Annotated in this window: 26 protein-coding genes; 16 read left to right on the top strand and 10 right to left on the bottom strand. The window is 62.4% G+C overall.

From position 1 onward, the window contains the following. Window positions 1-17: 17 nt before the first annotated feature. The 6 genes from MGEO_RS06855 (at window position 18) to MGEO_RS06830 (ending at window position 4,699) form a co-directional block, all read left to right on the top strand. Window positions 18-956, top strand: a complete 939-nt coding sequence (locus tag MGEO_RS06855; protein ID WP_233139733.1) for a LysR family transcriptional regulator — start codon at window positions 18-20, stop codon at window positions 954-956. Window positions 957-1,123: 167 nt separating this feature from the next. Then, entirely contained in the window at window positions 1,124-2,101 is a 978-nt protein-coding gene (paaA, locus tag MGEO_RS06850) for a 1,2-phenylacetyl-CoA epoxidase subunit PaaA (RefSeq protein WP_085636130.1), read from the top strand. A gap of 12 nt (window positions 2,102-2,113) precedes the next feature. Beyond that, complete coding sequence (gene paaB / locus MGEO_RS06845; RefSeq protein WP_085635986.1) at window positions 2,114-2,398, top strand: 1,2-phenylacetyl-CoA epoxidase subunit PaaB; 285 nt, start codon at window positions 2,114-2,116, stop codon at window positions 2,396-2,398. Continuing rightward, on the top strand, window positions 2,398-3,159 hold the full coding sequence (paaC, locus tag MGEO_RS06840; protein ID WP_085635985.1) for a 1,2-phenylacetyl-CoA epoxidase subunit PaaC: 762 nt from the start codon (window positions 2,398-2,400) through the stop codon (window positions 3,157-3,159). The genes paaB and paaC overlap by 1 nt, the downstream gene beginning before the upstream one ends. 1 nt (window position 3,160) lies before the next feature. Then, window positions 3,161-3,619, top strand: coding sequence for a 1,2-phenylacetyl-CoA epoxidase subunit PaaD (paaD, locus tag MGEO_RS06835; protein ID WP_085635984.1), 459 nt, complete (start codon window positions 3,161-3,163; stop codon window positions 3,617-3,619). A 15-nt stretch (window positions 3,620-3,634) separates the two neighbouring features. Then, entirely contained in the window at window positions 3,635-4,699 is a 1,065-nt protein-coding gene (locus MGEO_RS06830; protein WP_085635983.1) for a 2Fe-2S iron-sulfur cluster-binding protein, read from the top strand. Window positions 4,700-4,702: 3 nt separating this feature from the next. On the opposite strand, the gene paaK is transcribed toward MGEO_RS06830, so the two are convergent. Both paaK and paaI read right to left on the bottom strand, forming a co-directional pair. After that, on the bottom strand, window positions 4,703-6,013 hold the full coding sequence (paaK, locus tag MGEO_RS06825; RefSeq protein WP_085635982.1) for a phenylacetate--CoA ligase PaaK: 1,311 nt from the start codon (window positions 6,011-6,013) through the stop codon (window positions 4,703-4,705). A gap of 16 nt (window positions 6,014-6,029) precedes the next feature. Continuing rightward, entirely contained in the window at window positions 6,030-6,458 is a 429-nt protein-coding gene (gene paaI, locus MGEO_RS06820; RefSeq protein WP_085635981.1) for a hydroxyphenylacetyl-CoA thioesterase PaaI, read from the bottom strand. A 65-nt stretch (window positions 6,459-6,523) separates the two neighbouring features. On the opposite strand from paaI, the gene paaZ reads away from it, so the two are divergent. The 8 genes from paaZ (at window position 6,524) to MGEO_RS06780 (ending at window position 16,861) form a co-directional block, all read left to right on the top strand. Beyond that, window positions 6,524-8,566 (top strand): phenylacetic acid degradation bifunctional protein PaaZ, encoded by a 2,043-nt coding sequence (gene paaZ / locus MGEO_RS06815; protein ID WP_085635980.1) that lies wholly within the window; start codon window positions 6,524-6,526, stop codon window positions 8,564-8,566. Between the two features lie 38 nt (window positions 8,567-8,604). Continuing rightward, on the top strand, window positions 8,605-9,393 hold the full coding sequence (locus tag MGEO_RS06810) for a PaaX family transcriptional regulator C-terminal domain-containing protein (RefSeq protein ID WP_085635979.1): 789 nt from the start codon (window positions 8,605-8,607) through the stop codon (window positions 9,391-9,393). A 341-nt stretch (window positions 9,394-9,734) separates the two neighbouring features. Further along, entirely contained in the window at window positions 9,735-11,027 is a 1,293-nt protein-coding gene (locus MGEO_RS06805; RefSeq protein ID WP_085635978.1) for an amidohydrolase family protein, read from the top strand. A 27-nt stretch (window positions 11,028-11,054) separates the two neighbouring features. After that, complete coding sequence (locus MGEO_RS06800; RefSeq protein ID WP_085635977.1) at window positions 11,055-12,038, top strand: BMP family protein; 984 nt, start codon at window positions 11,055-11,057, stop codon at window positions 12,036-12,038. Between the two features lie 6 nt (window positions 12,039-12,044). Further along, window positions 12,045-13,376, top strand: coding sequence for an amidase (locus tag MGEO_RS06795; RefSeq protein ID WP_085635976.1), 1,332 nt, complete (start codon window positions 12,045-12,047; stop codon window positions 13,374-13,376). Further along, complete coding sequence (locus tag MGEO_RS06790) at window positions 13,373-14,890, top strand: ABC transporter ATP-binding protein (RefSeq protein ID WP_085635975.1); 1,518 nt, start codon at window positions 13,373-13,375, stop codon at window positions 14,888-14,890. Before MGEO_RS06795 ends, MGEO_RS06790 begins: the two co-directional genes overlap by 4 nt. Next, window positions 14,880-15,923 (top strand): ABC transporter permease, encoded by a 1,044-nt coding sequence (locus tag MGEO_RS06785; RefSeq protein WP_085635974.1) that lies wholly within the window; start codon window positions 14,880-14,882, stop codon window positions 15,921-15,923. Before MGEO_RS06790 ends, MGEO_RS06785 begins: the two co-directional genes overlap by 11 nt. Beyond that, a complete protein-coding gene (locus tag MGEO_RS06780; protein WP_085635973.1) occupies window positions 15,920-16,861 on the top strand; it encodes an ABC transporter permease in 942 nt (313 codons plus the stop codon). Before MGEO_RS06785 ends, MGEO_RS06780 begins: the two co-directional genes overlap by 4 nt. Before the next feature lie 2 nt (window positions 16,862-16,863). On the opposite strand, the gene MGEO_RS06775 is transcribed toward MGEO_RS06780, so the two are convergent. Genes MGEO_RS06775 through MGEO_RS06765 form a run of 3 tightly spaced genes read right to left on the bottom strand, consistent with a single transcriptional unit; the run spans window position 16,864 to window position 19,305 of the window. Beyond that, window positions 16,864-17,910, bottom strand: coding sequence for a 4-oxalomesaconate tautomerase (locus MGEO_RS06775; protein ID WP_085635972.1), 1,047 nt, complete (start codon window positions 17,908-17,910; stop codon window positions 16,864-16,866). After that, window positions 17,903-18,574, bottom strand: coding sequence for a 4-carboxy-4-hydroxy-2-oxoadipate aldolase/oxaloacetate decarboxylase (locus MGEO_RS06770; protein ID WP_085635971.1), 672 nt, complete (start codon window positions 18,572-18,574; stop codon window positions 17,903-17,905). Before MGEO_RS06770 ends, MGEO_RS06775 begins: the two co-directional genes overlap by 8 nt. Next, a complete protein-coding gene (locus MGEO_RS06765; protein ID WP_085635970.1) occupies window positions 18,574-19,305 on the bottom strand; it encodes a PIG-L deacetylase family protein in 732 nt (243 codons plus the stop codon). The genes MGEO_RS06770 and MGEO_RS06765 overlap by 1 nt, the downstream gene beginning before the upstream one ends. 104 nt (window positions 19,306-19,409) lie before the next feature. Between MGEO_RS06765 and MGEO_RS06760 the strand changes: the two genes are divergently transcribed. Then, window positions 19,410-20,624: a LysR family transcriptional regulator gene (locus tag MGEO_RS06760; protein ID WP_085635969.1), complete on the top strand. Its 1,215-nt coding sequence runs from the start codon at window positions 19,410-19,412 to the stop codon at window positions 20,622-20,624. Here the strand turns inward: MGEO_RS06760 and MGEO_RS06755 are convergent. The 4 genes from MGEO_RS06755 to mtnA all read right to left on the bottom strand — a co-directional run bounded on the left by MGEO_RS06755 (window position 20,621) and on the right by mtnA (window position 23,755). Next, window positions 20,621-21,337 carry an LrgB family protein gene (locus MGEO_RS06755; RefSeq protein ID WP_085635968.1) on the bottom strand — a complete coding sequence of 239 codons (717 nt, stop codon included), beginning with the start codon at window positions 21,335-21,337 and terminating at the stop codon, window positions 20,621-20,623. The two genes, MGEO_RS06760 and MGEO_RS06755, sit on opposite strands and share 4 nt — an antisense overlap. Then, entirely contained in the window at window positions 21,334-21,687 is a 354-nt protein-coding gene (locus MGEO_RS06750) for a CidA/LrgA family protein (protein WP_085635967.1), read from the bottom strand. The genes MGEO_RS06755 and MGEO_RS06750 overlap by 4 nt, the downstream gene beginning before the upstream one ends. A gap of 96 nt (window positions 21,688-21,783) precedes the next feature. Further along, window positions 21,784-22,470, bottom strand: coding sequence for a class II aldolase/adducin family protein (locus MGEO_RS06745; RefSeq protein ID WP_085635966.1), 687 nt, complete (start codon window positions 22,468-22,470; stop codon window positions 21,784-21,786). A gap of 181 nt (window positions 22,471-22,651) precedes the next feature. Then, entirely contained in the window at window positions 22,652-23,755 is a 1,104-nt protein-coding gene (gene mtnA, locus MGEO_RS06740) for an S-methyl-5-thioribose-1-phosphate isomerase (RefSeq protein WP_085635965.1), read from the bottom strand. Window positions 23,756-24,071: 316 nt separating this feature from the next. On the opposite strand from mtnA, the gene MGEO_RS06735 reads away from it, so the two are divergent. Then, window positions 24,072-24,437, top strand: coding sequence for a PAAR domain-containing protein (locus tag MGEO_RS06735; RefSeq protein WP_085635964.1), 366 nt, complete (start codon window positions 24,072-24,074; stop codon window positions 24,435-24,437). 82 nt (window positions 24,438-24,519) lie between these two features. Here MGEO_RS06735 and MGEO_RS06730 read toward each other — a convergent pair whose 3' ends face one another. Beyond that, complete coding sequence (locus tag MGEO_RS06730) at window positions 24,520-25,641, bottom strand: zinc-binding dehydrogenase (RefSeq protein WP_085635963.1); 1,122 nt, start codon at window positions 25,639-25,641, stop codon at window positions 24,520-24,522. Window positions 25,642-25,715: the final 74 nt, after the last annotated feature.

Raw genomic sequence — 25,715 nt, 5'->3', positions numbered from 1 at the left:
CCATTAATTGGATTTATATGCAAATGCACCTTTCCCTGCGCCAATTGTCGACCTTCCGAGAAGTGATGCGTTCAGGCTCGATCAGTCAGGCCGCACGAACCGTGGGCCGGACCCAACCCGCTGTCTCGACCATGGTGCAGACCCTGGAAGACCAGCTTGGTTTCGCCCTCTTCGTCCGGAAACAGGGCAAGCTGACCCCCACCCCCGAGGCGCATTTCTTTCTTGAGGAGTGTGAAGACATCCTCGAGCGCGTCGACCGCACGGAGCGCACCCTCGAACGCATCAGCAGCCTTCAATCCGGCAAGCTCAAGGTCGCGTGTCACCCGGCAGCATCAAGTGTTTTTCTGCCCCGACTGCTGACAGGTTTCCTCGATGGTAAGGACGATCTGGAAGTGTCCCTGATCATGCGGTCTTCGGACGTGATCGAAGACCTCATTGCCTCACAGCAGTTCGACGTCGGGTTTTCAGAGACACCTGAACCCCGTGCCTCGATCCGCCAGACGGACTACGATCTGGAGTGCGTCTGCATCCTGCCTCCGGACGATCCTTTGGCCAAGGCAAGGGTGGTTACACCGCAGGATCTGGACGGTCGTCCAATGGCAGTGCTCTTTGACGAACACCGCACGGCGGTGCAGACAGAGGCCGCGTTTCAGGACGCAGGCTGCACATTCCACAAACGTCTGGAACTGCGCACGTTCCTTCCAGGACTGCAATTCGTGGCCGCAGGGGCCTGCGTGATGGTCTGCGACATGATCACCGCCTACAGCCACCTGCTTCAGGCCCCTGAAAACGCCCGGTTATCCATCCGGCGTTTCACACCCCGGATTTCGAATGGAGTTTCCATCCTGACTCCCGGCTACGCGACCCAATCAATGGCAAGCCGGGCCTTCATTACGAGGCTGCATGCGGCAGTCGATCAGATGCAAAACGACATCGAAGCCGTTGTCTCTGCCTGACGATGACCTCAGTTTCTGGCACGATCCACAAACATGTTACCATGATGAGTGGTCGATGCATTTTTTGTAACGAAATTCTTGCCCGACTCGCCCAACTGAGATAATTTCCGCGCCAAATGCCCGCGGGCACCCACGTCACCGCATTCCATTCAACGAAGGTTGGCATCATGTACGCGCAGATGGTTCAGTCCGAAGCGACAGCGGAGGATCCGGAAAAACTGGCCGCTTTTCAGGCCCGTATCGATGCCGGAGAAAAGATCGAACCCAAGGACTGGATGCCGGAAGGCTATCGCAAGACGCTGATCCGCCAGATCGGCCAGCATGCCCATTCCGAAATCGTCGGCCAATTGCCGGAGGGCAACTGGATCACGCGTGCGCCGACGCTCGAACGCAAGGCGATCCTCCTTGCCAAGGTGCAGGATGAGGCTGGCCATGGCCTCTACCTCTACTGCGCGGCTGAGACGCTGGGGGTCAGCCGGGACGAACTGACCGAGATGCTGCTCGATGGCCGGATGAAATACTCGTCGATCTTCAATTACCCGACGCTCACCTGGGCCGACATGGGCGCGGTGGGTTGGCTTGTCGATGGCGCGGCGATCATGAACCAGGTGCCGCTCCAGCGGACCTCCTATGGCCCGTATTCCCGCGCGATGATCCGCATCTGCAAGGAAGAGTCGTTCCATCAGCGGCAGGGCTACAGCATCATGATGAAGATGGCCCAAGGCACACCCGTGCAAAAGAAGATGGCGCAGGATGCGCTCAACCGCTTCTGGTACCCGTCGCTGATGATGTTCGGCCCGTCCGACAAGGACTCTGTGCATTCCGCGCAGTCGATGAAGTGGAAGATCAAGATGAACACCAATGACGACCTGCGTCAGAAGTTCGTCGATCAGACCGTGCCGCAGGCCGAGTTCCTTGGCCTGACCGTGCCGGATGAAACCCTGCGCTGGAACGAAGACAAAGGCGGCTACGATTTTGCCGAACCGGATTGGTCCGAATTCTTCGACGTGATCCAAGGCAACGGCCCCTGCAACACCGAACGCCTCGCCGCGCGCAACAAGGCGTGGGACGACGGCGCTTGGGTACGCGAAGGGCTCATGGCCCATGCCGCGAAGAAACGCGCGGCCAAGCTGGCAGCGGAATAGGAGGAGCGGCAGATGTCTCAGGAATGGCCCCTTTGGGAGGTTTTCATCCGCGGTCAGCACGGGCTGAACCACCGCCATGTTGGCAGTCTGCACGCGCCGGACGCCGAAATGGCGATCAAGAACGCGCGCGACGTCTACACCCGCCGCAACGAAGGCGTCAGCATCTGGGTGGTCGAGGCACAGCACATCACCGCCTCATCGCCTTCGGACAAAGGCCCGCTTTACGAGCCGTCGGAAAGCAAGGTTTACCGCCACCCGACTTTCTTCGACATTCCCGATGAAGCGGGTCACATGTGATGACCGACCAAACCGCCCTGTTCGAATACCTCCTGCGTCTGGGGGACAACACGCTGGTGCTCGGTCACCGGGTCAGCGAATGGTGCGGTCACGCGCCGGTGCTGGAAGAGGACATCGCGCTCGCCAACACCGCGCTGGACCTGATCGGCCAGACGCAGATGTGGCTGGGCCTCGCCGGAGAGGTTGAAGGCTCCGGGCGCTCCGCCGATGATCTGGCGATGCACCGCGACGTCTGGGATTTCCGCAACCTGTTGCTGGTGGAACAGCCCAACGGCGATTTCGGCCAGACCCTGATGCGGCAGTGCCTGTTTGACGCGTTCCACCTCGAACTTCTGACCGACCTGACTCGCGCCTCCGACGACCGCATCGCGGCAATTGCCGCAAAGGCGCTGAAAGAGGTGACCTACCACCTCGACCGCTCGTCCGAGACCGTGATCGGCCTTGGCGACGGGACCGAGGAAAGCCACCGCCGGATGCAGGCCGCGCTTGATCTGCTCTGGCCCTATGTCGGTGAGATGTTCACACCCGACGCCGTTGACGACGCCATGCTTGCCGCCGGGATCGCGCCCGATCTGAAGGCCCTGCGCGCCCGCTTCGACACACGGATCGACGCCATTCTCACTGAGGCGACGCTGACCAAACCCGACAGCACCTATGCCCAATCGGGCGGCAAGACCGGGTTCCGCCATTCCGAACATCTGGGCCACATGCTGACCCAGATGCAGTGGCTCCAGCGCGCCTATCCTGGCGCCGCCTGGTAAGATGACACCCGACCTGTCCACCATCTGGAACTGGCTGGATCAGGTGCCGGACCCCGAGATCCCGGTGATCTCGGTTGTCGATCTCGGCATCGTCCGGGACGTGGCATGGCAGGGCGATACGCTCGAAGTGGCTGTGACCCCGACCTATTCGGGCTGCCCCGCCACATCGGTGATTGCGATGGACATCGAAACCGCCCTGCACGACCGAGGCATCACAAACGTCCGGATCAAGACCCAGATTGCGCCGCCCTGGACAACCGACTGGCTGTCCGACAAGGGCCGCGCCAAGCTGACCGAATACGGCATCGCGCCCCCCTCGCCCGCCGGTGGCCCCGACGCCTGCCCGCGCTGCGGCGGCACGCAACTCACCCGGATAAGCCAGTTCGGCTCCACCCCGTGCAAGGCGCATTGGCGGTGTGACGACTGCCTTGAGCCGTTCGACTATTTCAAATGCATCTGACCGTAAGGCCCTGATATGGCGCGTTTTTATCCCCTGACCGTCACCGCTGTCGAAAAGACCACCCGCGATGCCGTGGCTATCACGCTTGAGGCCCGCGACGGAGGGGATTTCACCTTCACCCAAGGCCAATACCTGACCTTCAAACGCGATTTCGACGGCACCGAACTTCGCCGCTCCTATTCGATCTGCTCGGGCGCGGAAGAAGGCGTGCTGCGCGTGGGGATCAAGAAAGTGTCGGACGGCGCGTTCTCGCAATGGGCCAACAATGACCTGCAACCGGGCATGACCATCGACGCGATGGAGCCGATGGGAAAATTCAACACGCCCATCGAGCCGGACAAGGCCAAGACCTACCTTGCCTTTGCGGGCGGGTCGGGGATCACCCCCGTTCTGTCGATCCTGAAAACCGTGCTGACGGCGGAACCGAAATCGCAGGTCACGCTGGTCTATGCCAACCGCAGCGTCAGCACGATCATGTTCCGGGAAGAGCTGGAAGACCTCAAGAACCTCTATATGGGGCGCTTCACCATCATCCACATTCTGGAAACCGACGCGCAGGACATCGACCTCTTCCAGGGCCGTGTCGATGGCGAAAAATGCGCCGCACTGTTCGAGCATTGGATCGACATCAAAAACGTCGACACCGCATTCATCTGCGGGCCGGAGCCGATGATGAAAGCCATCGCGCAGGCGCTCAAGGATCACGGGCTGAGCAAGGACCAGATCAAGTTCGAGCTTTTCGCCAGCGCCCAGACCGGGCGGCTGGAACGGCGCACCAAAGCTGCCGATGGGGCGGCCACGGACGCGATTGCAGCCAGCATCACACTCGACGGCATGACCCGCAGTTTTGAAATGGGCCGCGACATGACGATCCTCGAAGCCGCGCTGGACAACGCGCTGGATGCGCCCCATGCCTGCCGCGCCGGGGTGTGTTCGACCTGCAAATGCAAGGTGATCGAAGGCGAAGTGGATATGGTCGCCAACCACGCGCTTGAGGATTACGAGGTCGCGGCGGGCTACGTCCTGTCCTGTCAGTCCTACCCGATCACCAAGCGCGTCGTTGTCGATTACGACCAGTAACCGTCAGCTCGGATTGCGCTTGTCCACAACGCGCACCGCCTTGCCCTGAGACCGCGCCACGGACCCCGGATCGCCCACCTCGACCTCGGTCGAGATGCCGATGTGATCCTTGATCCGCTTGACCAGCATCCGCGTCGCTGCCGTGCGGGACAACTCGTCCGCAGCGTCCGGCGTGGCCTCAACCAACACCCGCATCGCGTCCATCCGGCCTGCGGTGTAAAGCTCGATCTGGAAGTACGGGGCCAGCCCGCCGGTCGCCATGACCTCTTCCTCAATCTGGGTCGGGAACACGTTCACGCCGCGCAGGATCATCATGTCGTCGCTGCGGCCCGTCACCTTTTCCATCCGTCGCATCGACCGCGCGGTGCCCGGCAAGAGCCGCGTCAGATCGCGGGTGCGGTAGCGGATGACGGGCATGCCTTCCTTGGTGATCGTGGTAAAGACCAACTCGCCTTTCTCGCCATCGGGCAAGACCTCACCGGTCTCGGGGTTGATGATCTCGGGGTAGAAGTGATCTTCCCAGATGTGCAGCCCATCCTTGGTTTCCACACATTCATTGGCAACACCCGGCCCGATCACCTCGGACAGGCCGTAGATGTCGACCGCGTGCATGTCGAAGGCGTCCTCGATTTCGCGCCGCATCGCGTTGGTCCAGGGCTCCGCACCGAACACGCCAACCTCCAACGAGGACTCGAGCGGATCAAGCCCCGCTTTGTGGAACGCCTCAAGGATGTTGAGGATATAAGACGGCGTGACCATGATGCCCTTGGGCTTGAAATCGGTGATCAACCCGACCTGCTTTTCGGTCTGTCCCCCGCCCATCGGCACCACCGTGCCGCCCAGCTTTTCCACACCGTAATGCGCGCCAAGCCCGCCTGTGAAAAGGCCATAGCCATAGGCGACATGCACCATGTCACCCGCCCGCAGGCCCGACGCCCGCAGCGACCGCGCAACCACACTCGCCCACATGTCGATGTCGTTCTTCGTGTAGCCCACCACGGTCGGCTTGCCCGTCGTGCCCGAAGACGCATGAATCCGTGCGATCTGTTCGCGCGGCACGGCGAAAAGACCGAAGGGGTAATTGTCCCGCAGATCCGACTTCAGCGTAAACGGAAACTTCGCCAGATCGGACAGGTCGCGCAGGTCATCCGGATGCACCCCCGCCGCGTCGAACTTGGCACGGTACATCGGCACGTTGTCATAGGCGTGCCGCAGCGACCAGCGCAGGCGGTCCAGTTGCAGCGCGCGGATCTCGTCGATCGACGCGGTTTCGATCGGGTCCAGATCACCCGGTTTCGGTGACAAATCTTTCATGTGCCCAGCGCCTCCCCTACGCTTCGTCGAACACCGTTCCCTTGATCGAACGTGACAGCCCCCGGAATTCGGCAATCAGTACCCCTGCCTGATTGGTCACCTGCACATCGGTGATGCCGCTGCGCCCCGTCAACGAGATCTCGGTCGCCGTGGCACGCAGGCGATCCCCCAACCGGCCCGAGGCGATGTAGGTGATCGAATTGTGCTGCGCGACGGTGACCTGATTGCGGCTGTTGCAGGCAAAGGCAAAGGCGCTGTCGGCCAGCGTAAAAATCACCCCGCCATGGCACATGCCGTGACCGTTGCAGTGGTGTTTTTTCACGGTCAGTTCCATGACCGCCTCGCCCTCGGCGATATGCGTCAGTTCCATCCCCATCCATTGCGAGGCATGGTCCTGTTGCCACATTTTTTCTGCGGCTTTTTGGGCTCGATCATCTGGTGTCATAGACGCGACGCTTGCATGAAGTTCGCGCCCGGTCAAATAGTTAGACAGGGAAAAGGGGGGCCAGCATGACAGTTCAGGACATTCAGAGTTTCGTGGCCGGTGACTGGCTTGCTCCGGACAGCAGCGCGCGGGACATTCGCGATGCGGTGACTGGCGAAGTTATCGCGCGTGCGGGCCGTGCGCAGGTCGATGCAGGCGCGATGATCGACCACGCTCTGACCGTCGGAGCACCCGCCTTGCGGGCCATGACATTCCATGACCGCGCCCGGATGCTCAAGGCCCTGGCGCTCTACCTGCAAGAGCACAAACAGGTGCTCTATGACCTCAGCTTTTCCACCGGCGCTACGCAGAAGGACCACCTGATCGACGTGGATGGCGGCATCGGGACGATGCTTGTCATCGCCTCCAAGGGTCGGCGCGAGATGCCGGATGGGCATGTCTATCTCGATGGCGGTGTCGAGCAGTTGTCACGGAAGGGCAGTTTTGTCGGCCAACACGTCTGCACCCCGTTGCAGGGTGTGGCGGTCCATATCAACGCGTTCAACTTCCCGGTCTGGGGGATGCTGGAAAAGCTGGCCCCGACCCTGCTGGCCGGCGTTCCCGCCATCGTGAAACCAGCGACGACGACGTGCTACGTGACCGAAGCCTGTGTGCGGTTGATGCTGGAGAGCGGAATTTTACCAAATGGTACAATTCAGCTCGTGACTGGCGGTTTGGGTGATCTGCTGGATCACCTCGGCCCTCAGGATGTGGTCAGCTTTACCGGCTCTGCCGATACAGCCCACACCCTGCGCAGCGCGCCGAACCTGCTGCGCAACTCGGTGCGGTTTGTGGCAGAACAGGACAGTCTGAATGCCTCGATCCTCGGCCCGGACGCGCTTCCCGGCACGCCGGAGTTCGATCTCTTCGTCAAGGAAGTCCACCGCGAGATGACCACCAAGGCGGGGCAGAAATGCACCGCCATCCGCCGGATCATCGCGCCTCAGGCGCAGGTCGATGCGGTGATTGCTGCTGTATCCGACCGTCTGCGCGACACGGTGATCGGTGACCCTCGCGATCCGGCAACCCGTATGGGGGCACTGGTGTCAGATGGTCAACGGCGCGACGTGCTGGCGAAATGCGCGACTTTGAGCACAGAGGCGGAACGTGTGTTCGGCGATCCTGATGCGTTTGACTTACGCGGGGCCGATGCTGCCAAAGGCGCATTCTTGCCGCCGATGCTTTACCATTGCGCAGACCCGGATGCGGCCAGCCATGTGCATGACACCGAGGCCTTCGGCCCGGTGGCGACCGTCATGGGCTACCGCGATTTGTCCCATGCGGTTTCACTCGTGAACCGGGGCGCAGGCAGCCTTGTGGCGTCGGTCATCACCCATGATCCCGAGGTCGCCCGCGAAGTGGTTATGGGCGCGGGTGCCTATCACGGGCGGCTGTATTTCAACAACAGCGACAGCATGGCCGAGGCGACGGGGCATGGCTCCCCCCTGCCCCACATGGTCCACGGCGGTCCCGGTCGTGCGGGTGGCGGTGAGGAGCTGGGCGGGGTGCGCGGGGTGCTGCACTATATGCAACGCACCGCCGTGCAGGGCAGCCCAGACATCCTCAAAGCCGTGACGGGCGAATGGGTGCCGGGCGCCGCAACCACGCAAGGCCCTGCACATCCGTTCAGACGCAGCTTCGATGAGGTGCAGATCGGGGAAACGCTGCACACCGCCGAGCGCGAGGTGACGCTGGACGACATCGAACATTTTGCGCAGTTCACCGGAGACACCTTCTATGCCCACATGGATGAGGACGCCGCCAAGCGTAACCCGTTCTTCCCCGGTCGCGTGGCGCATGGCTATCTGCTTCTGAGTTTTGCCGCAGGCCTGTTCGTCGATCCGGACGAAGGCCCGGTGCTGGCCAATACGGGCCTCGACTCCCTGCGGTTTCAGAAACCGGTGAGCGCCGGGGATCGGATCAAGGTTCAGCTGACGGTGAAGAAGAAAACCCGCAGGACCGACAGCTATGGCGAAGTCCGCTGGCACGTGATCCTGCGCAATCACGACGACGAGCCTGTTGCAGAATATGAACTTCTGACCATGAACGCTTATTCCGAACCGCACTGAGTCTTGGCGTAGCGAGCCGGGCGGCGTAACGGTGGGTCATGTTTGATGCCGAGTTCGATCACCTCATCTCCCGCCTGCTGGGCCCCACGCCGCCTCGCGTGTGGTCTCTTTTGGTGACGATGTTCGGTGACCTCGCTGTTGCACCCGATGCGCGGCTGAGTGGAGCCACCGTCAATGCTCTGACATCGGCCATCGGGATAAAACCCGAAGCCACGCGGGTCGCGCTGCATCGGTTGAGAAAAGAAGGCTGGATCGAAAGCCACCGCACGGGACGGCAGACTCGGTACGGCCTGACAGCCAAAGGCCGCGCAGAAACCAACTGCGCATGGCCGCGCGTCTATGGACCTGCGCCTTGGGATGGCCCCGTCTTCCTCGTGATGGATGATCCGTCGACCTCCTCCGATCAAAGCGGACCGGACAAGAACGCGGTTCAGATCAGCGCAAGATCGGTTCTCACGACACAGGCCCCGGAAGGCACCGAGCAGATGGTGTTACCGTTTCAACGCGGGCAATCGGTACCGCAATGGGTTTCGGACAAGCTTTGCCCAACGGAGGTGCAGCACGCATCGCAGGAACTGAACAGACACTTGCAACTCTTGCTGCAGGACACCGATTTCACCGCCATGACGGACCTTCAGCGCACTGCCCTGCGAGTAACGGTCGTCCATGAGTGGCGGCGGCTGATTTTGCGTGTTCCCGCCTTTCCGGAATGTCTGTTTTCCGACAGATGGCACGGCGCGGCCTGCCGCACGGGATTTGCAGAACTTTTGCGGGTGCTTCCCCTGCCCAATCTGGCGGGCCTCGACGGAATAATTGAAAACGCGTGACCTTTCCGTGGCCTGTACAGTGAACCCGCATGGATGTCTTATGCGGATGCCAAACGCGTCGCGCAGGACCCTCGGACACGTTCTGGACGCGCACTCTGCTTCACCGGAATCGCGCAATGGGCCACAACCCGGAAGCCGACGAACGATAAGACGACGGGTCAGCTCTCCCGTTTATGGAGAGTGCCAAGACGCATTTGCCTAAGAACTGATCACATCCAAGCGCCCGACGGGCTTGCCCGCGAAAAAAACGCCTGTCCCGCTTTTTCTTGCTCAAGTTTTTCTAAACGCTTGGGAAAAAGCCGCACCGGGCGTATCGTGCGGGGATTCTATCTGGTGGGACTATGTTTGATCTGCTGATCAAAGAGGCATTTTTGCCGGACGGGCGTGGCCCCGTGAACATCGCGATCAAGGACGGCACAATCGCCGCGATTGGTCAGAACACTCCGGGCGACGCGGCTGAGATGATCGACGCCCAAGGGCAGCTTGTGTCCCCTCCTTTTGTCGATCCGCATTTTCACATGGACGCGACCCTGAGCCTCGGCCTGCCCCGATTGAACCAGTCAGGCACCCTTTTGGAAGGCATCGCGCTCTGGGGCGAGTTGAAGCCGATGCTGACCGTCGAGGCGGTGGTCGAACGGGCCTTGCGCTATTGCGATCTGGCGGTGGCGCAGGGGCTCTTATCGATCCGTAGCCATGTCGATGTGAGCACAGCCCCCCTGATCGGGGTCGAGGCGCTGCTTGAGGTGCGCAAAAAAGTTGCCCCCTATATCGACCTGCAACTGGTGGCCTTTCCGCAGGACGGGTTGTTCCGTGCTTCGGGCGCGGAAGAAAACCTGCTGCGCGCGCTCGACATGGGTGTCGACGTGGTCGGCGGCATCCCGCATTTTGAGCGCACGATGGAAGACGGCGCGCGGTCGGTCAAACGCCTGTGCGAGATCGCGGCACATCGCGGGCTGCCCGTCGATCTGCATTGCGACGAAAGCGATGATCCGATGTCGCGCCACGTGGAAACGCTCGCGGCGGAAACCACGCGGCTTGGTCTGGGTGGGCGCGTTGTCGCCAGCCACGTGACCGCGATGCATTCCTACGACAATTACTACGCCTCCAAACTGATTCCGCTGATTGCGGAGTCAGGCATGAACGTGGTTCCAAATCCGCTCATCAACATCACGCTGCAGGGACGCTCTGACACCTATCCGCGCCGCCGGGGTCTGACCCGGGTGCAGGAACTGCGTGCCGCCGGGGTGAACGTGGCCTTCGGACAGGATTGCACGATGGACCCGTGGTATCCGCTGGGCTCGGCCGACATGCTCGAAGTGGCGCATATGGGCGTTCATGCCGTGCCCATGACCTCGCGCGAGGCGATGGCCTGGGCGTTCCATTCGGTCACGATTGGGGGTGCCCTGGCGATGGGTCTGCCGGACCCGACGCTGCGCGAGGGTGGTCCGGCGAACATGGTCCTGCTGCAAGCCCGCGACCCGATCGAGGCGGTGCGCCTCAAGGCGACACGTCTGGCGGTGATCAAAGGCGGCAAGGTTCTGTCGCGCACTGCACCGCGTATTGCACAGCTTTTGCTGGAGGGACGTCCCGACAGCGTGAACCCGGCGGACTATGCCCCGCCGCAAGACACATAAACCAAACCCAACACAGAGGATGCTGCCATGACCCTGACCACAACCCGTCGAAGCCTGCTTGTCGGCGCTGCCGCCACGCTGGCCCTGCCCGCCTATATCCGCCGCGTGAATGCGCAGACTGTCGTGAAAGTAGCGGGCGTCCATGCCTCGCCGGTCGAGAACGCGTGGAACAGCCGGATTCATCTGGCGATGCAGCAAGCGGCCGAATCCGGGCTGATCGAATACGAGTTCTCAGAAGGTGTCGCGGCGACCGACTATCCCCGCGCGATGCGGGAATACGCGGAAAGCGGTGTGCAACTGGTCTGGGGCGAGTCCTATGCAGTGGAGCGCGAGGCGCGTGAGGTCGCGGCGGATTATCCGGAAACCGCGTTCCTTATGGGGTCCTCGGGCGGGCCGGAAGGCGACAACTTTGGCGTCTTCGGCACCCGCAACCACGAAGCCGCCTATCTTGCCGGGATGCTCGCGGGCAAGATGTCCGAAAGCAATGTCTTCGGTTCGGTCGGCGGATACCCGATCCCCGAGGTGAACCTGCTCATCAACGCGTTCCGCATGGGCGTGAAAGAGGTGAACGCCGACGCGACCTTCCTCAACGGCTTTATCGGAGCGTGGTTCGACCCGGCGCGCGCGCAGGAAGCTGCGATTGCGCAGATCGATTCCGGCGCAGACATTCTGTTCGGCGAACGCATCGGCACGGCGGACGGCGCGCAGGCGCGTGGGGTCAAGGCGATTGGCTCGCTCATCGACTACACGCCGCGCTACCCGGAAACCGTCTTTGCCAACGCGATCTGGAACTATGGCCCGACGATTGAGGCCATTGTGGCCGACGTGATTGCGGGCAATCCGGTCGGTCGCGACTATACCGAGTATTCGTTCATGGCGCATGGCGGCAACGAGTTGATCTATGTGGACGGCATGGTGCCTGCCGACGCTGTGCCCGCGATGGAAGCGAAACGCGCGGCCATTCAGGCGGGCGAATTCGAGGTGCCGATCGACGCTAACGAGCCTGCCTGATCGTCCGTGACGGACGCGACGGCCCTTGCTGCCGCCATTGCTGACGGGCAGGTAACTGCCCGCGAAGTGATGGCGGCGAGCCTTGCGCGAGTGTGCGAGGTTCCCGGCGCGGTGGCGCGGGTCTTGCCGGAGGCTGACGCTCTGGCACTGGCTGACGCACCGGCGCAAGGGCCATTTTCAGGCGTGCCGTTCCTGGGCAAGGACCTCGGTTCATCAGCACGCGGGTTGGGAATTGCCGCTGGCGTGCCAGCCCTGCGTGACCGATTGCCTGACCCGTTCGAGGACAGCGCAATCTTTGCAACCTTCCGCGCGGCGGGGCTGGTTCCGTTTGGTCTGACCTCCGTTCCGGAATTCGGACTTGCCCTGACCACCGAACCACGCGGGACACCGCCTGCGGCCAACCCGTTCGATCCCGCGCTCTCTGCGGGAGGGTCTTCAGGCGGTGCCGTCTTGGCCGTGGCAACCGGGATCGTTGCCATTGCTCATGCCACAGACGCGGCCGGTTCGATCCGCGTGCCCGCTGCGTGTTGCGGATTGTGGGGATCGAAGCCCTCTCGCGGGGCGGTCCCGGAAGGCCCGGATTTCGGCAATCACCTGATGGGGATCGCATCGGAACTTGTCGTTGCACGCAGCCTGCGGGATGTAGAGACGGTGTTTCATGCGGTGGCGGGGACTTCGCCCGTCGCGACGTCGGAGCCGAAACGCATTGGCCTCTGCCTGCCGCCCGGCGCGTCGGTCGAGACTGCAGCCGTGCTCCGAAATACCGCCGACACGTTGACGGCGCAGGGGCATGTCGTGACCGACATTCCGCCACCCTCCGAACTCGCGGCCGAATGCGACCGGGTTGCCCGTGCCATCCTGACGGTCTCTCTGGCGGAATGGGTGGATGCCCTCGACCTAAGTGAACCAGACATAACCCCCATCGCTGCGTCCATCGCCACCGAAGGGCGGGCCATGACCGGAACCGAAGTTTTCGCCCTGACCCGCGATGTGGCGCGCTTGAGCCATGAGGCTGCAGCGTTGTTCGAAGATTTCGATGCGATCCTGATGCCCGTTCTTTCAGGCCCACCGCCCAGGATCGGCAGCTTCCCGGACGCGGAGACATCGCCCGAGGTCCGCTTTGCCCGGATGGCCGAGATCGCGCCGATGGCAACGCTGGCAAATGTCGCTGGGTTGCCCGCGCTGGCCTTTCCGGCGGGGTTTCGAAACGGTCTGCCCATCGGCGCGCAGCTTCTTGGACCACTGGGAAAAGACGCAGACCTGCTGGCGCTGGCGGCCTGTCTTGCGCATTGTACCGATATTCCCTTCCCGCACCCAATTGCCGGACTGCCGACATGACCGCCGTTCTCGAACTCTCCAACATCACCAAACGGTTCGGCGCGTTGACGGCGAATGAGAACGTGTCGCTGTCACTGGCCCAAGGGGAAATCCTGGCTCTCCTGGGCGAGAACGGTGCAGGCAAGACAACCCTGATGAACATCCTCTTTGGCCACTACGAAGCTGACGAAGGTGAGGTGCGCGTCTTTGGCGACCCCCTGCCCCCCGGCAAGCCGCGCGCGGCGATTGCGGCGGGCGTGGGCATGGTGCACCAGCATTTCACGCTGGCGGGCAACCTGACCGTTCTGGAAAACGTTATGCTTGGGTCGGAACCGCTGGGGCGGCTGCGGTCGGATACGGCGGCGGCTCGCAAGAAGCTGATGGCGATTTCCGAGCGGTTCGGCCTTCCTGTCGACCCCGACAGCAAGGTCTCGCGCCTCTCGGTTGGCGAGCGGCAGCGTATCGAAATCCTCAAGGCGCTCTACCGTGATGCGCGTATTCTGATCCTCGATGAGCCAACCGCCGTACTGGCCCGGCCCGAAGCGGAGCGGCTGTTTGAAACCCTGCGCGGCATGACGAAAGACGGGCTGTCGCTGATCTTCATCAGCCACAAACTGCACGAGGTGATGGCAGCGTCCGACCGCGTGGCGGTGCTGCGTGGCGGCAAAATGGTGGCGGAACGCACGACCGCCCTGACCTCGCCCGCTGAACTGGCGGAACTGATGGTCGGACGTCGGGTGGAGCGACCCGTTCGACAGGACCAGAGCATCGGCGCGCCGGTTCTGGTGGCGGATCGGGTGACGGTGACGGATGACGGGGATACGAAGCTGGACGACGTGTCCTTCACTGTCCATGCCGGTGAAATCCTCGGCATTGTCGGCGTGTCGGGCAACGGACAAGGGGCACTGGGCGCGCTGCTCTCCGGTCTGATGCATCCCAGTTCGGGGACACTAACGCTTGACGGGATCGATGCGGGGCATCTTGGACCGCGCGGGTTGATCCGGGCCGGTGCCGCGCGGGTGCCCGAGGACCGACATGCAGAGGGCGCTGTCGGCGAGATGACCGTTTGGGAAAACGCCGTGCTGGAGCGGTTGCGCAGCACAGAGTTCTCGAAATCCGGGTTCGTCAGACGAACTGACGCGCGCGCCCATGCGGCTGATCTGATCAAACGGTTTGACGTGCGCGGGGCCAGCCCCGACACGCGCATCCGGCTCCTGTCAGGCGGCAATATGCAAAAGCTGATCCTTGGTCGCTGCCTTGCCACCGGGCCGCGCTTTCTGCTGGCGAACCAGCCCACACGCGGTCTCGACGAAGGGGCGATTGCGGCGGTTCATGCGGAGTTGCTTGCCGCACGGGCCGAAGGCGCGGCGATCCTGCTGATCTCGGAAGAACTGGAAGAGGCGGTGCAACTGTCGGACCGCATCCAGGCCATCGTCAAAGGGCGGCTGTCGCAACCCGTCATGGCGGGCGAGGCGGATTCCCGAAAGCTGGGCCTGATGATGGCAGGCGTGTGGGAGGACAGCGATGCGGCTTGAACGACGCGAGACCGTGCCGCTGGCTTTGGTCGCCACCGCACCCTTGGTAGCGATCTTCGCGGCGCTTGTGCTGGCGGCGGGCCTGATTGGCGCGGCGGGGGTGAACCCGCTCAGCGCCTATGCCGAGATGCTGCGCGGCGCCTTGGGATCGCGCCTGTCGATCACCGAGATGCTGACCCGTGCGACACCACTGATCCTGACCGGGCTGGCGGCGGCGGTCGCGTTCCGTGCACGGCTCTGGAACATCGGCGGCGAGGGGCAGTTCTATGTCGGAGCGTTGGTCACGGCGTGGATCGGGCATTCGCTGGGCCTGCCCGGCCCGATCGGCGTCGCGGTGCTGATGGTCTGCGGCATGGCGGCTGGCGCGGTGCTGCTGGCCGGTCCGGCCTATCTGCGGTTGCGGTTTGGGGTCGATGAGGTGGTGACCACTCTGCTGCTGAATTTCATCGTGATCCTGTTCATCGGCTTGATGATCGAAGGCCCGTTGCGCGACCCGCTCGCCTTTGGCTGGCCGCAATCGGTGCCTGTAGACGGCGATTACCGCCTGCCCGATCTGGTGCCGCGCACACGGCTACATATCGGCCTCCTGTTCGCCATCGCGGCGGCGGGCGTGGTCTGGCTGGTGCTGACGCGCACCGTGTTCGGCGTCGAAACCCGCGCCGCGGGTCTGAACGCCCGCGCGGCGGCGTTTGCGGGCATCTCATTGCCCCGCACGATCATGGGCGTTGCACTGGTCTCGGGCGCGTTGGCCGGTCTTGCGGGCGCGGTCGAGGTGATGGGAGTCACCGGAGGAGTGACCACCACCATGTCGCCGGGCTTTGGCTATGCCGGTATCGTAGTCGCCATGCTCGCCGCATTGCACCCGGCGGGCGTGGTGGCAGCGGCAATCTTTGTGGCGACGGTGTTTGTCGGGGCCGACGCGATGAGCCGCGCGACGGGTGTGCCCAGCTTCATCGCGGATGTGATCGTCGCGCTGTCGCTGCTGACCATGCTGGTCGCCCTCCTCTTCACAACCTACAGGCTGCGCCGATGATCGAAGCACTGGAGCTTTTGACCAATACAAGCCTCTGGGCCGCTGTCCTGCGGATTGCCACGCCGCTGATCTTTGGCGTTCTGGGCGCGCTCCTGTGCGAACGCGCGGGCGTCCTGAACCTCGGTATCGAGGGGATCATGACGATGGGCGCGATGGCCGGGTGGCTGACCGTGTATCTGGGCGGCGACCTGTGGATGGGGCTGGTGATCGCAGCGGCGAGCGGTGGGTTGATGGGTCTTCTCCATGCCGGACTGACAGTGCCTCTGGGTCTGTCGCAGCATGTGTCGGGGCTTGGGATCACGCTCTTTGCGTCGGCTTTGGCTTATTATCTCTACCGTCTGATCGTGCAGGTCGGGGAAACCCCGCCGACGATTACGCCGTTCAAACCGCTCGATATTCCGGGGCTGTCGGATATCCCGGTCCTTGGCCCGATCCTCTTCAGCCAGACAGCGCCGACTTACCTCGCGCTCATATCGGTCGCGGTGCTCGCCTATGTGCTGGCGCGCACACCCTTGGGGCTGGCGATTCGCATGACCGGCGAGAACCCCCATGCGGTCGAAGCGCAGGGGCTGAACCCAAACGCGCTACGGATCGGGGCGATAGTTGCGGGGTCGGCGTTGATGGGTCTTGGCGGGGCATTCCTGACCACGGCGGCGTTCAATTCGTTCTTCCCGGAAATGGTGCAGGGGCGTGGCTGGATCTGCATTGCGCTGGTGGTGTTCGCGTCGTGGCGTCCTGGCAAGGCGTTGATCGGCGCGCTTCTTTTTGCATTCTTCGACGCCTACCAGTTGCGCCTGCAAACGGTGGTTGAGGGCGTGCCCTATCAGTTGTTCCTGATGGCACCCTATGTGCTGTCCATCGTCGCACTGATTCTTGTCGCCCGCCGCGCGGAAGTGCCAGAGGCGCTCATGGCCCCGTACCGGCGCGGCGAGAGATAAGCTCAGGCAAACACCACACCGTCCATCAGCTTGCGCGCAGTGCGCAGAACAGCGGCAGAGGTCACTTCACCGCTTTCTGACATCTGCGCGATGATGCTGGTTTCCCCGATGGGATGTTCGATGGGCATCTGCTTCTCCAAGCCGTCGGGGACCTGTGCCAAACCTTCGGTCACCGATCCGGGCAACAGACACGCCGTTGCCACGCTCACCGCTCCAAACACCCCGATGGACGCATGGCAGCGGTGCGGGATGAACGTTCGGGTCGAGATCACGCCGCCCTGCGTCGGGGCACTGACCATGGTCATCTTCGGAACCGATGTCTTCGATACATCGCCCAGGTTCATCAATGGCCCACAGGCCAGACGGATTTCCTCAAGCCGCGCCTTCAACGCATCATTCGTGTCCAGTTCTTCGCGGCTTTCGGTTCCAGCGATGCCCACATCCGAAGCGCGGAGCACGACCACCGGCATCCCGTTGTCGATCATCGTCACGTTGACACCTGCAACCGTGTCGCGGGCGTTGCCGCTGGGAAGAAGCGCACCACAGGTTGATCCGGCGGTCTCCACGAATTCCAGAGGGATCGCCGCCGCGCGTCCCGGCACACCGTGAATGGACGCCTCGCCGTCATAGTTCGGCACACCGCCCGGCGTCTGAACGGTCGCAATCGCGGTCTGGCCGGTGTTCTCCATGTAGATCGTGACACGGGTCTGGCCGTCCTGTCCGGCAACCAGCCCACGCTCGATGGCAAAGGGTGCAACCCCGGCAAGAATATTGCCGCAGTTCTGCCCGTCCAGAACCAACGGCTGATCGACGGCCACCTGCAGGAACAGGTAGTCCACATCCACTCCGGGACGCTCCGACGGTTTGACCACCGCCACCTTTGAGGTCAGCGGATCCGCCCCTCCCATGCCGTCTATCTGCCGGGGATCCGGACTGCCCATGACGCGCAACAGGAAAGCGTCCCGGTCCGCGGGCAGGTCATCCGCAAGAAAGTACCCGCCCTTTGAGGTGCCGCCGCGCATCCACATGCAACGAACGCCGTCAGACATAGCGCAGGCCCTTCTCGGCCAGCCGCTCTCGCATCTGATACATGTCGAGCCCCAGTTCACCCGACGCCAACCGCTTGCGTTTGGCCTCTTCATTGGCGACCCGCGCCTGCGCACGTTCCAGCACGTCCGAGGCCTCGGTCCGTTTCACGACGCACACCCCGTCGTCATCCGCGACGATCACATCGCCGGGCGCGACCGCCGCACCGGCGCAGACCACAGGCACATTCACCGACCCAAGCGTTTCCTTGATCGTGCCCTGCGCGCAGATGGCTTTCGACCAGACGGGGAACCCCATCTTCTCAAGATCGACGACATCCCGCACACCTGCGTCGATGATCAGGCCGCGACAACCGCGCGCCTGTGCAGACGTGGCCAGCAGGTCTCCGAAATACCCGGCATCTGACGGAGAGGTGGTGGCCAGCACCAGCACATCTCCGGGTTTGATCTGCTCGATGGCCACGTGCAGCATCCAGTTGTCGGCGGGCGGCGCAAGGATTGTGACGGCGGATCCGCCAATCGCCGCGCCGCGATAAATCGGCCGCATATAGGACGCGAGCAAGCCCGTGCGCCCTTGGGCCTCGTGTACGGTCGCCACCCCGCAGGCGGCGAGACCCTCGATGACCTCGGCATCGGCCCGGTCGATGTTCTGAACAACGACCCCCATCACAGTTCATCCACCGTGCGGGGAAAGACAGACTGGAAGCCTTCGGCATACTTGGCCGGACGTCCCCCGGCCTGACCGCCCGAGTTGCGCCGGAAATGGTTTCCCCGGTTCTCGGCCACATTGGTGTAATAATCCCAGAGGTGATGCTGGCCCTCCATGCATTCGATGGCCGCGCGCTTCTGGTCCCAGACCTCGGTGATGTCGAGGAACACATCCGGCTTCCAACCCATCTGTTCGGTCTGGTGCGGCTCGAACAGATAGAGCTGCGGCGCGCCAAGCACTTTCTCGCCGGGATTGTGGCCCCAGGCCTGCGCGATCATCCGCACTTCAAGCGCCAGTTCGCTCGTATACATGTGGTCGGTGTTGTAGGGGTCGTATTTCGAATGGCTCAGCATGAATTTGGGCTGCACCGCACGTAGAACGTCCACCAGCCGCATCTTGTTCTGATCATCCACGACCAGAGGATAATCTCCCAGATCGAAGAACTGGAGGTCGTGAACGTTCAACGCCTTGGCCGCGTTCTCTGCTTCTTTGCGACGGATGGATTTAACCTCCGTCAGCGTCTTTCCATCCTTCCAAAGACGCGCACTTTCCCCCCGCTCGCCAAAGGACAGGCAGACAACGGTCACGTCATACCCCAGCTTCTGATGCAGAGCGATCGCCCCGCCGCAGCGCCAGACAAAATCGGCAGCGTGCGCTGAAAGCACCAGCGCTGTTTTCCGGTCGCTCATGCGTCCCTCCTCCTGAATACTCCCTTGAACAGGATGCCCGATCCGATGCCGGTTGACCATTTCAAAGACTGGTCAGAGACATTCAAGAAACCTATAGGTGCTGTATGGAATTGCCTGATTTCAACCTGCGACACCTGTCCGCCTATTCGGCGATTCACACTCTTGGAACCATCAAAGGAGCGTCGGAACGGGTAAACCTGTCACAGCCAGCAATCACCCAAGCCGTTGGAAAACTGGAAACACTTGTTCAGGCACAGTTGTTCATCCGACACCGTCTGGGGATGTCACCGACCGAGGCGGGCGCAGTGTTTCACCCCCGTGTATGGCGTGCGCTGGAGGGTCTGGAGACGGGGTATGCATCTGCTGCCGGTCAGGCAAAATCCGCAACAAACCCGGCGTTTCGCCACTCCGTGCGCTGGACACAACTGCGCGCTCTGACGGCAATCGCGGATCACGGCAGCTATTCGTCTGCCGCGCGCGCCCTTGGACTGGCGCAACCAACGATCTACCGCGTCGCGCAGGACCTGCAGACGCTGGCGGGATTTTCGCTGTACCGCAAATCCGTGTCCGGTATTTCACTTACGCCGGCAGCAAAAAGTCTCAGCCGTGCGGCGCGGCTGGCTTTTGTCGAACTTGCACAGGCTATGGAGGAACTGGGCCAATTGCATGGACCGGCAAACGCCAGGGTGGTGATCGGAAGCCTGCCTCTGGCGCGAAGCCATTTGCTTCCACAGGCGATCGCATGGGTGACCGGATCTTTCCCGCTGACGGAAATCAACGTTGTCGATGGTCCCTATCCTGACCTGCTGAACGAACTGCGCGACGGACGGATCGACATGATCATCGGCGCGTTGCGCGACCCTTCACCGGGTGAGGACATTTCACAGGGCATGCTGTTCTACGATCATCTCGGCATTTTCTGCGGCCCCGACCATCCTCTTGCGGGGAAGACGCAAATCCTGCCGTCCGATCTGTCCCCATTCGGCTGGATCGTTCCCCGTCAGGGCACGCCGACCCGGAACCAGTTCGACCGCTTCCTCGACCATCATGCGATAACCCCGACTGCGGCGCCCATCGAGGCCAGCTCCATGGCACTGATCCGGTCGCTGCTGACCCTTGGGCCGCGCCTGACCATGCTGTCGACGCACCAGACGGCACAGGACGTGCGCAACGGCACCATTTGCCGCCTTCCGATCGAGATTGGCGACCCCGGTCGCCCGATTGGCATTGCGACCCGCAGGACATGGTCTCCCACTCCAACGCAGCGGCGCCTTCTGGAGGCGCTGCGCGACGTCGCGCAGCGCACCGAACTCATCTAGACAAGCCAGCGAACAAGAACCGGCACGATGAGACTGGTCAGCAGCGCATTCAGAGCCATCGCAATGCCCGCATAAGCCCCTGCCACGGGGTTCACCTGAAACGCGCGCGCCGTTCCGATGCCATGTGCTGCGACACCGACCGCGAAGCCCCGAGCGCGCCAGTCCTCGATACGCAGCAGGTTCATAAGCGGTGTGACGGTGATCGCACCGATGATACCGGTGAGGATCACCAGAACCGCCGTCAAGCTCGGGACGCCCCCGACCGCTTCGGCAATTCCCAAAGCGACAGGGGCCGTGGTGGATTTCGGCGCAAGCGACAGAAGCACCTCGTCCGGCAGGCCAAAAGCCCGCGCCAGCAGAATGGCCGAACCGGCAGCCACAACCGATCCGGCAAGCAGGGCAAGAAGGATCGGGGCCACCGAACTGCGGATCGTCTCGCGGTTCTCCCACAAGGGGAAGGCCAGCGCGACGGTTGCAGGCCCGAGCAGGAAGTGAATGAACTGGGCGCCTTCGAAATAGGTCGCGTAGTCAGTGCCGGAAATCCACAGAACAGGGGCAATCAGCAGAACCGCCATCAGAACAGGATTGGCCCAGGGCGGATGCCCGAGACGTCGCGCAAATGTGCTTGCCGCGAGATACGCCAGCAGCGTGGCCGTCAGCCACATCAGCGGCGTCGTGGAGAGGTAGCTCCAAAGATTGGCGACGTTGGTCATGCCCGACGCATCTCGGTCAGACGCCGGACCCCGATGAACGTACCCACGGCCGCCAGCATGGCAAGGATCGTGGACAGCACAAGGATACACAGCAGCGCAAACCAATCACCCGACAGCACGTCGAGATTGCCGATCACACCGACACCCGCCGGCACGAACATCAGCGAAAGGTTGGCCAGGATCACGCCGACGGTGGTGCGCAGGGTTTCAACAAGACCGGGGCGTACAAGCAGCGCAGCGATCAGAAGCGCAAGCCCAAGAACCGGTCCCGGAATGGGCAGAGCGAGCGTCCGGGCAACCGCCTCTCCGATCAGTTGGCAAGTCAGGAGAATACCAAGTGTGGGTAACATCGCACTGTCTCCTGTGTCGTGGCCTGCCCTTCATACTGACGCCAAGTCACCGGTCTCTGCAATATGCTCGCTTTCAGGTCGCTCACTCTTTGCAGGTCAGGCTTTCCGTTCGCCTTGGTCCTGCGGACCGTATGTCTGGAACGCAACCAGGACCTCGGCGATTTCCGCATCAGACAGGATATGGGGGGCGCCGCCGATGCTGCTGAACAGATATGTCCGCGCCAGCGTTTCCAGTTCCTCGAGACGCCAGCGCGCCCTGGCTATGGTTTCGCCCAGTACGGTCGCGCCGTGATTGGCCATCAGACAGCCATGCCGGTCAGACATGATCTCGGCCATGTTCTCACAAAGCTCCGAACTGCCGAAAAGCGCGTAGTCCACCAGCGGCACGTCATTCCCGCCAAAGGCGGCAATCATGTAGTGACATGCCGGAATGGGCCTGCGCTGGACCGCAAGGATACTGCAATAGGGCGGGTGCGCATGGAGCACCACCGGCATGTCCGGACGCGCCTGATGCAGTCTCTGGTGAAAGCGCCACTCAGACGAGGGCTTCGGACCTTCAGCCTTTGGTTGTCCCGTCAGAGGGATCGTCACCAAGGCATCCGGGCTCAGATCTTCGTACGGCACGCCGGACGGGGTGATCAAAAGCCCCTCGCCCACGCGGGCCGAAATATTGCCCGAAGTGCCCTGATTGAGATGACGTTCGTTCATCCAGAGACACGCTTCTATCAGCGCCTGACGCGTTACTGTGGTGTCCGGCAAAGCGGTCGACTGTCCGGGTGTCATGCCTGCATCTCCAACCGGGTGTGGTCCCGGCACGTTCCGGTGGCGCGGCGGGCCACAAATCCGTTTTGCACTGAGGCCAGCACAGGTCCAGCGGCCCCTTCGCAACGCGCACCGGCGAAAAGCGTTTCCTCCACCGAGGTGCTGCGCGTTATTCCGAATTGTGCGGCAGGCATCGGCTGCCCTACTCCGCCGCGCGGGCGAATTCGGGGAAAAGCGACGCAAGCCCCTCTTCGGATGCATCGCATACACCGCGTTCAGTGATCAGACCTGTCACCAGACGGTTCGGCGTGACGTCAAAGGCAGGATTGCCGCCCGGCGTGCGTTCGGGAGTGACCTGCACCGCGCCTATATCACCGGCATCGAGAACGCCCTGCACATGGGTGACCTCGCGGGCGTTGCGTTCTTCGATGGGAATCTCGGCCACGCCATCGGTCACGGTCCAGTCTATCGTGGGCGACGGCAGCGCCACGTAGAACGGCACGCCGTTGTCATGGGCTGCCAGCGCTTTCAGGTATGTGCCGATCTTGTTGCACACATCCCCCTGTCGCGTGGTGCGGTCCGTGCCGGTGATGACCATGTCCACCATCCCGTGCTGCATCAGATGCCCGCCTGCATTGTCGGTGATATAGGTGTGCGGAACACCATGTTTGCCCAGCTCCCATGAGGTCAGCGCGCCCTGATTGCGCGGTCGGGTTTCATCGACCCAGACATGCAAGGGGATGCCAGCATCATGTGCATGATACATCGGGCTTGTCGCCGTGCCCCAATCCACCGTAGCAAGCCAACCCGCGTTGCAATGGGTCAGCAGACGCACCGGCTCCCCCGCCGGTTTCTTCGCTGCGATCTCCCGGATGAGGGCAAGACCGTTCTCACCGATGCGGCGGTTGATCTCCACATCCTCATCCGCAATGTCGTGCGCAAGAGCCAGGGCGGCCGCCGCCCGGTCCCCTTCCGCCACTGGCCGCAATGCAGCCCGGCAGCGGTCGAGCGCCCAACGCAGGTTGATCGCCGTAGGTCGCGTCTTTTCCAGATACGACCAGGCAGCATCCATATTGGCGTCAGACGGGTCTTCCGCCATCGCCAGAGCCATCCCATAGGCCGCCGTCGCCCCGATCAAAGGCGCGCCACGCACACGCATCTCAAAGATCGCATCCGCGAAGTCTTGCATCGTTTCGACCGGGATCACCCGGAAGTCATGCGGCAGCCACCGTTGGTCGATGATCTCGAGAACATCCCTGTCGTGGTTCCACCACAACGAGCGGTAATGGGTTCCGTCGATCTTCATAGGACGTCCTTTCCATCGAAGTCCTTGGCGATGGCATCGGCCACACCGCCATCTGCCAGCGCGTCAGCCTCTTGCGTGAGTTCCGCCCATCAACGGGTTGCACCGCAAACGGCACCCGCGCTGTCGGGTCGGAGATGTCCCTGAACTCTGCACTGTGGACAAGCGAGAGGCAACGGCGGTTCAAACCCCTGCCCTCCTTTATGGATTGGCAGCTTTTGGTTGACTGGAACGGCATATGCAGACACCCTTGGGATGAAGCGGTCGGGCATCGTGACGTGCCCGTGGCCGATAATCCGCAGTCGAAAGACCCAGCGATATGTTCCCAGGAGCCCGTCTCACAGACCCGGTGACACATGATACGGTCGTACCCAGCGGCCTGATCGCTGTTCCGTCGCCCGGGCGCCCGGTCACTGTGCTTACCGAGAAAATGCCCGCAGCGGTTATGGGGGATTTCGTGCTTTGCTCCGGCATGACAAGTGCCGGCCCGGCCCACCCACCGATGATTGGTCCACCGCCGGCTTTCGTACCACCGCTGCCCATGCCCCCGATTGCAAAAGGCAGCGCAACCGTCTTGATCCACGGACGCCCTGCAGCACGCTGGATTGTCGATATGGCGGGCTGCGGGACACTTTTGGGAGACCCGAAAATGATGGTCGCGCGGACAGTGTTCATCGGAGGGTAGACACGGGGCAAGAGGCAACGGCCGATGGCTCTGTATCTCTCGATACCCGTTAACGATGGTGGCTTGACGGTTCTTTGCGGGATCAATCCATACCCGGCGGCAACAGAACGAAATTGCCGACATGAGTTTTCTTCAGGAACGCTTTTTGGGCATCGGCGATCTGGTTCAACGGATAAGTGGCAGCAACAAGCGGTTTGATCTCTCCGTTTTCGATATAGCGGATCAGATCGGGGAACACGGGCGCGTCCCAGCCAGTCGACCCGAAGAGCGTGATGTCCTTGAGATACATGTCACGCATGTCGAGCGACACAACAGGACCGGCGATGGCCCCTGAAGACACATAGCGCCCACGACGCCGCAGCAGCTTCAGCATCGCGGGAAACCCGGGACCGGCCACATTGTCGACCACGACATCGACGGCATTTTCGCCCAGAAGGGTCAAAAGGTCATCGTTCCGATCGACAAGTTCCACAGCGCCGAGTGACCGCATGTCCGCGTGCTTTGAACGGGCCGCGATGGCAATGACCTCTGCCCCGCGCCGCAGCGCCAGTTGAACGGCGGCAGAGCCGACCCCACCCGAAGCGCCTGCGACGAGGACACGCTCTCCCTTTGACAGTCCGACACGGTGCAGCATGTTTTCTGCTGTCCCATAGGCACAGGGAATGGTTGCCAGTTCAGCATCGGACCAGGCGCAGTCGACCGGAAACACCTCGGATGCAGGAACAACCACGAACTGCGCGAAAGCACCGTCGAAATCCGATCCCATCCAGATGTTCTCCGGTGATGCGAATCCTCTGGGACGCATACACGCACGCACAAGTGCGCGTTTGCCGATCATCTGCCGCTCCACATCTTCACCGACGCCAACAACGCGCCCGCAGCAATCCGTGCCCTGAATGAACGGAAACGGCGTTGCGGCATTCCATCCGCCATCGGCTTTTTGCTCAGCCGCCGCCGCCACCGCACCCGCCGTCTGCTCTGTCCCGTCTGTGACCGATGAGGAGTACCACCCCAAACGCGTATTGATCTCGGTGTTGTTCACACCCGCGGCCAGCACCTGCAGAAGAATTTCGCCGCGCCCGGGGCGTGGCTTACGGACACGGCGATAGGACAGCATGTCATATCCGCCCTGCGCAACAGTAACGACAGCCCACATCGCGTCGTCGCCCGGGCCAATGTCAAAACGGTGAGGGTCTTGTGCCATGCCCAAGTATTAGCGGCTTTTGTCCCGGATGAAACCGCAAGGAGCGGATCATGCAGCAGGCGCGCAGGCTTTGC

The sequence above is a fragment of the Marivita geojedonensis genome (assembly GCF_002115805.1).
Classification (GTDB): Bacteria; Pseudomonadota; Alphaproteobacteria; order Rhodobacterales; family Rhodobacteraceae; genus Marivita; species Marivita geojedonensis.
This window is presented reverse-complemented; position numbering and strand designations above follow the sequence as displayed.

Bases quoted from the DNA above. Each gene is read 5' to 3' on its own strand.
- paaC (WP_085635985.1), top strand. From the start codon at position 2,398: ATGACCGACCAAACCGCCCTGTTCGAATACCTCCTGCGTCTGGGGGAC.
- MGEO_RS06855 (WP_233139733.1), top strand. From the start codon at position 18: ATGCAAATGCACCTTTCCCTGCGCCAATTGTCGACCTTCCGAGAAGTG.
- MGEO_RS06805 (WP_085635978.1), top strand. From the start codon at position 9,735: ATGTTTGATCTGCTGATCAAAGAGGCATTTTTGCCGGACGGGCGTGGC.
- MGEO_RS06810 (WP_085635979.1), top strand. From the start codon at position 8,605: ATGTTTGATGCCGAGTTCGATCACCTCATCTCCCGCCTGCTGGGCCCC.
- paaI (WP_085635981.1), bottom strand. From the start codon at position 6,458: ATGACACCAGATGATCGAGCCCAAAAAGCCGCAGAAAAAATGTGGCAA.
- MGEO_RS06790 (WP_085635975.1), top strand. From the start codon at position 13,373: ATGACCGCCGTTCTCGAACTCTCCAACATCACCAAACGGTTCGGCGCG.
- MGEO_RS06755 (WP_085635968.1), bottom strand. From the start codon at position 21,337: ATGACCAACGTCGCCAATCTTTGGAGCTACCTCTCCACGACGCCGCTG.
- MGEO_RS06785 (WP_085635974.1), top strand. From the start codon at position 14,880: ATGCGGCTTGAACGACGCGAGACCGTGCCGCTGGCTTTGGTCGCCACC.
- paaZ (WP_085635980.1), top strand. From the start codon at position 6,524: ATGACAGTTCAGGACATTCAGAGTTTCGTGGCCGGTGACTGGCTTGCT.
- MGEO_RS06830 (WP_085635983.1), top strand. From the start codon at position 3,635: ATGGCGCGTTTTTATCCCCTGACCGTCACCGCTGTCGAAAAGACCACC.
- MGEO_RS06745 (WP_085635966.1), bottom strand. From the start codon at position 22,470: ATGACACCCGGACAGTCGACCGCTTTGCCGGACACCACAGTAACGCGT.
- MGEO_RS06775 (WP_085635972.1), bottom strand. From the start codon at position 17,910: ATGTCTGACGGCGTTCGTTGCATGTGGATGCGCGGCGGCACCTCAAAG.
- MGEO_RS06760 (WP_085635969.1), top strand. From the start codon at position 19,410: ATGGAATTGCCTGATTTCAACCTGCGACACCTGTCCGCCTATTCGGCG.
- MGEO_RS06735 (WP_085635964.1), top strand. From the start codon at position 24,072: ATGTTCCCAGGAGCCCGTCTCACAGACCCGGTGACACATGATACGGTC.
- MGEO_RS06800 (WP_085635977.1), top strand. From the start codon at position 11,055: ATGACCCTGACCACAACCCGTCGAAGCCTGCTTGTCGGCGCTGCCGCC.
- paaK (WP_085635982.1), bottom strand. From the start codon at position 6,013: ATGAAAGATTTGTCACCGAAACCGGGTGATCTGGACCCGATCGAAACC.
- MGEO_RS06770 (WP_085635971.1), bottom strand. From the start codon at position 18,574: ATGGGGGTCGTTGTTCAGAACATCGACCGGGCCGATGCCGAGGTCATC.
- paaA (WP_085636130.1), top strand. From the start codon at position 1,124: ATGTACGCGCAGATGGTTCAGTCCGAAGCGACAGCGGAGGATCCGGAA.
- paaB (WP_085635986.1), top strand. From the start codon at position 2,114: ATGTCTCAGGAATGGCCCCTTTGGGAGGTTTTCATCCGCGGTCAGCAC.
- MGEO_RS06780 (WP_085635973.1), top strand. From the start codon at position 15,920: ATGATCGAAGCACTGGAGCTTTTGACCAATACAAGCCTCTGGGCCGCT.
- mtnA (WP_085635965.1), bottom strand. From the start codon at position 23,755: ATGAAGATCGACGGAACCCATTACCGCTCGTTGTGGTGGAACCACGAC.
- MGEO_RS06765 (WP_085635970.1), bottom strand. From the start codon at position 19,305: ATGAGCGACCGGAAAACAGCGCTGGTGCTTTCAGCGCACGCTGCCGAT.
- MGEO_RS06750 (WP_085635967.1), bottom strand. From the start codon at position 21,687: ATGTTACCCACACTTGGTATTCTCCTGACTTGCCAACTGATCGGAGAG.
- MGEO_RS06730 (WP_085635963.1), bottom strand. From the start codon at position 25,641: ATGGCACAAGACCCTCACCGTTTTGACATTGGCCCGGGCGACGACGCG.
- paaD (WP_085635984.1), top strand. From the start codon at position 3,161: ATGACACCCGACCTGTCCACCATCTGGAACTGGCTGGATCAGGTGCCG.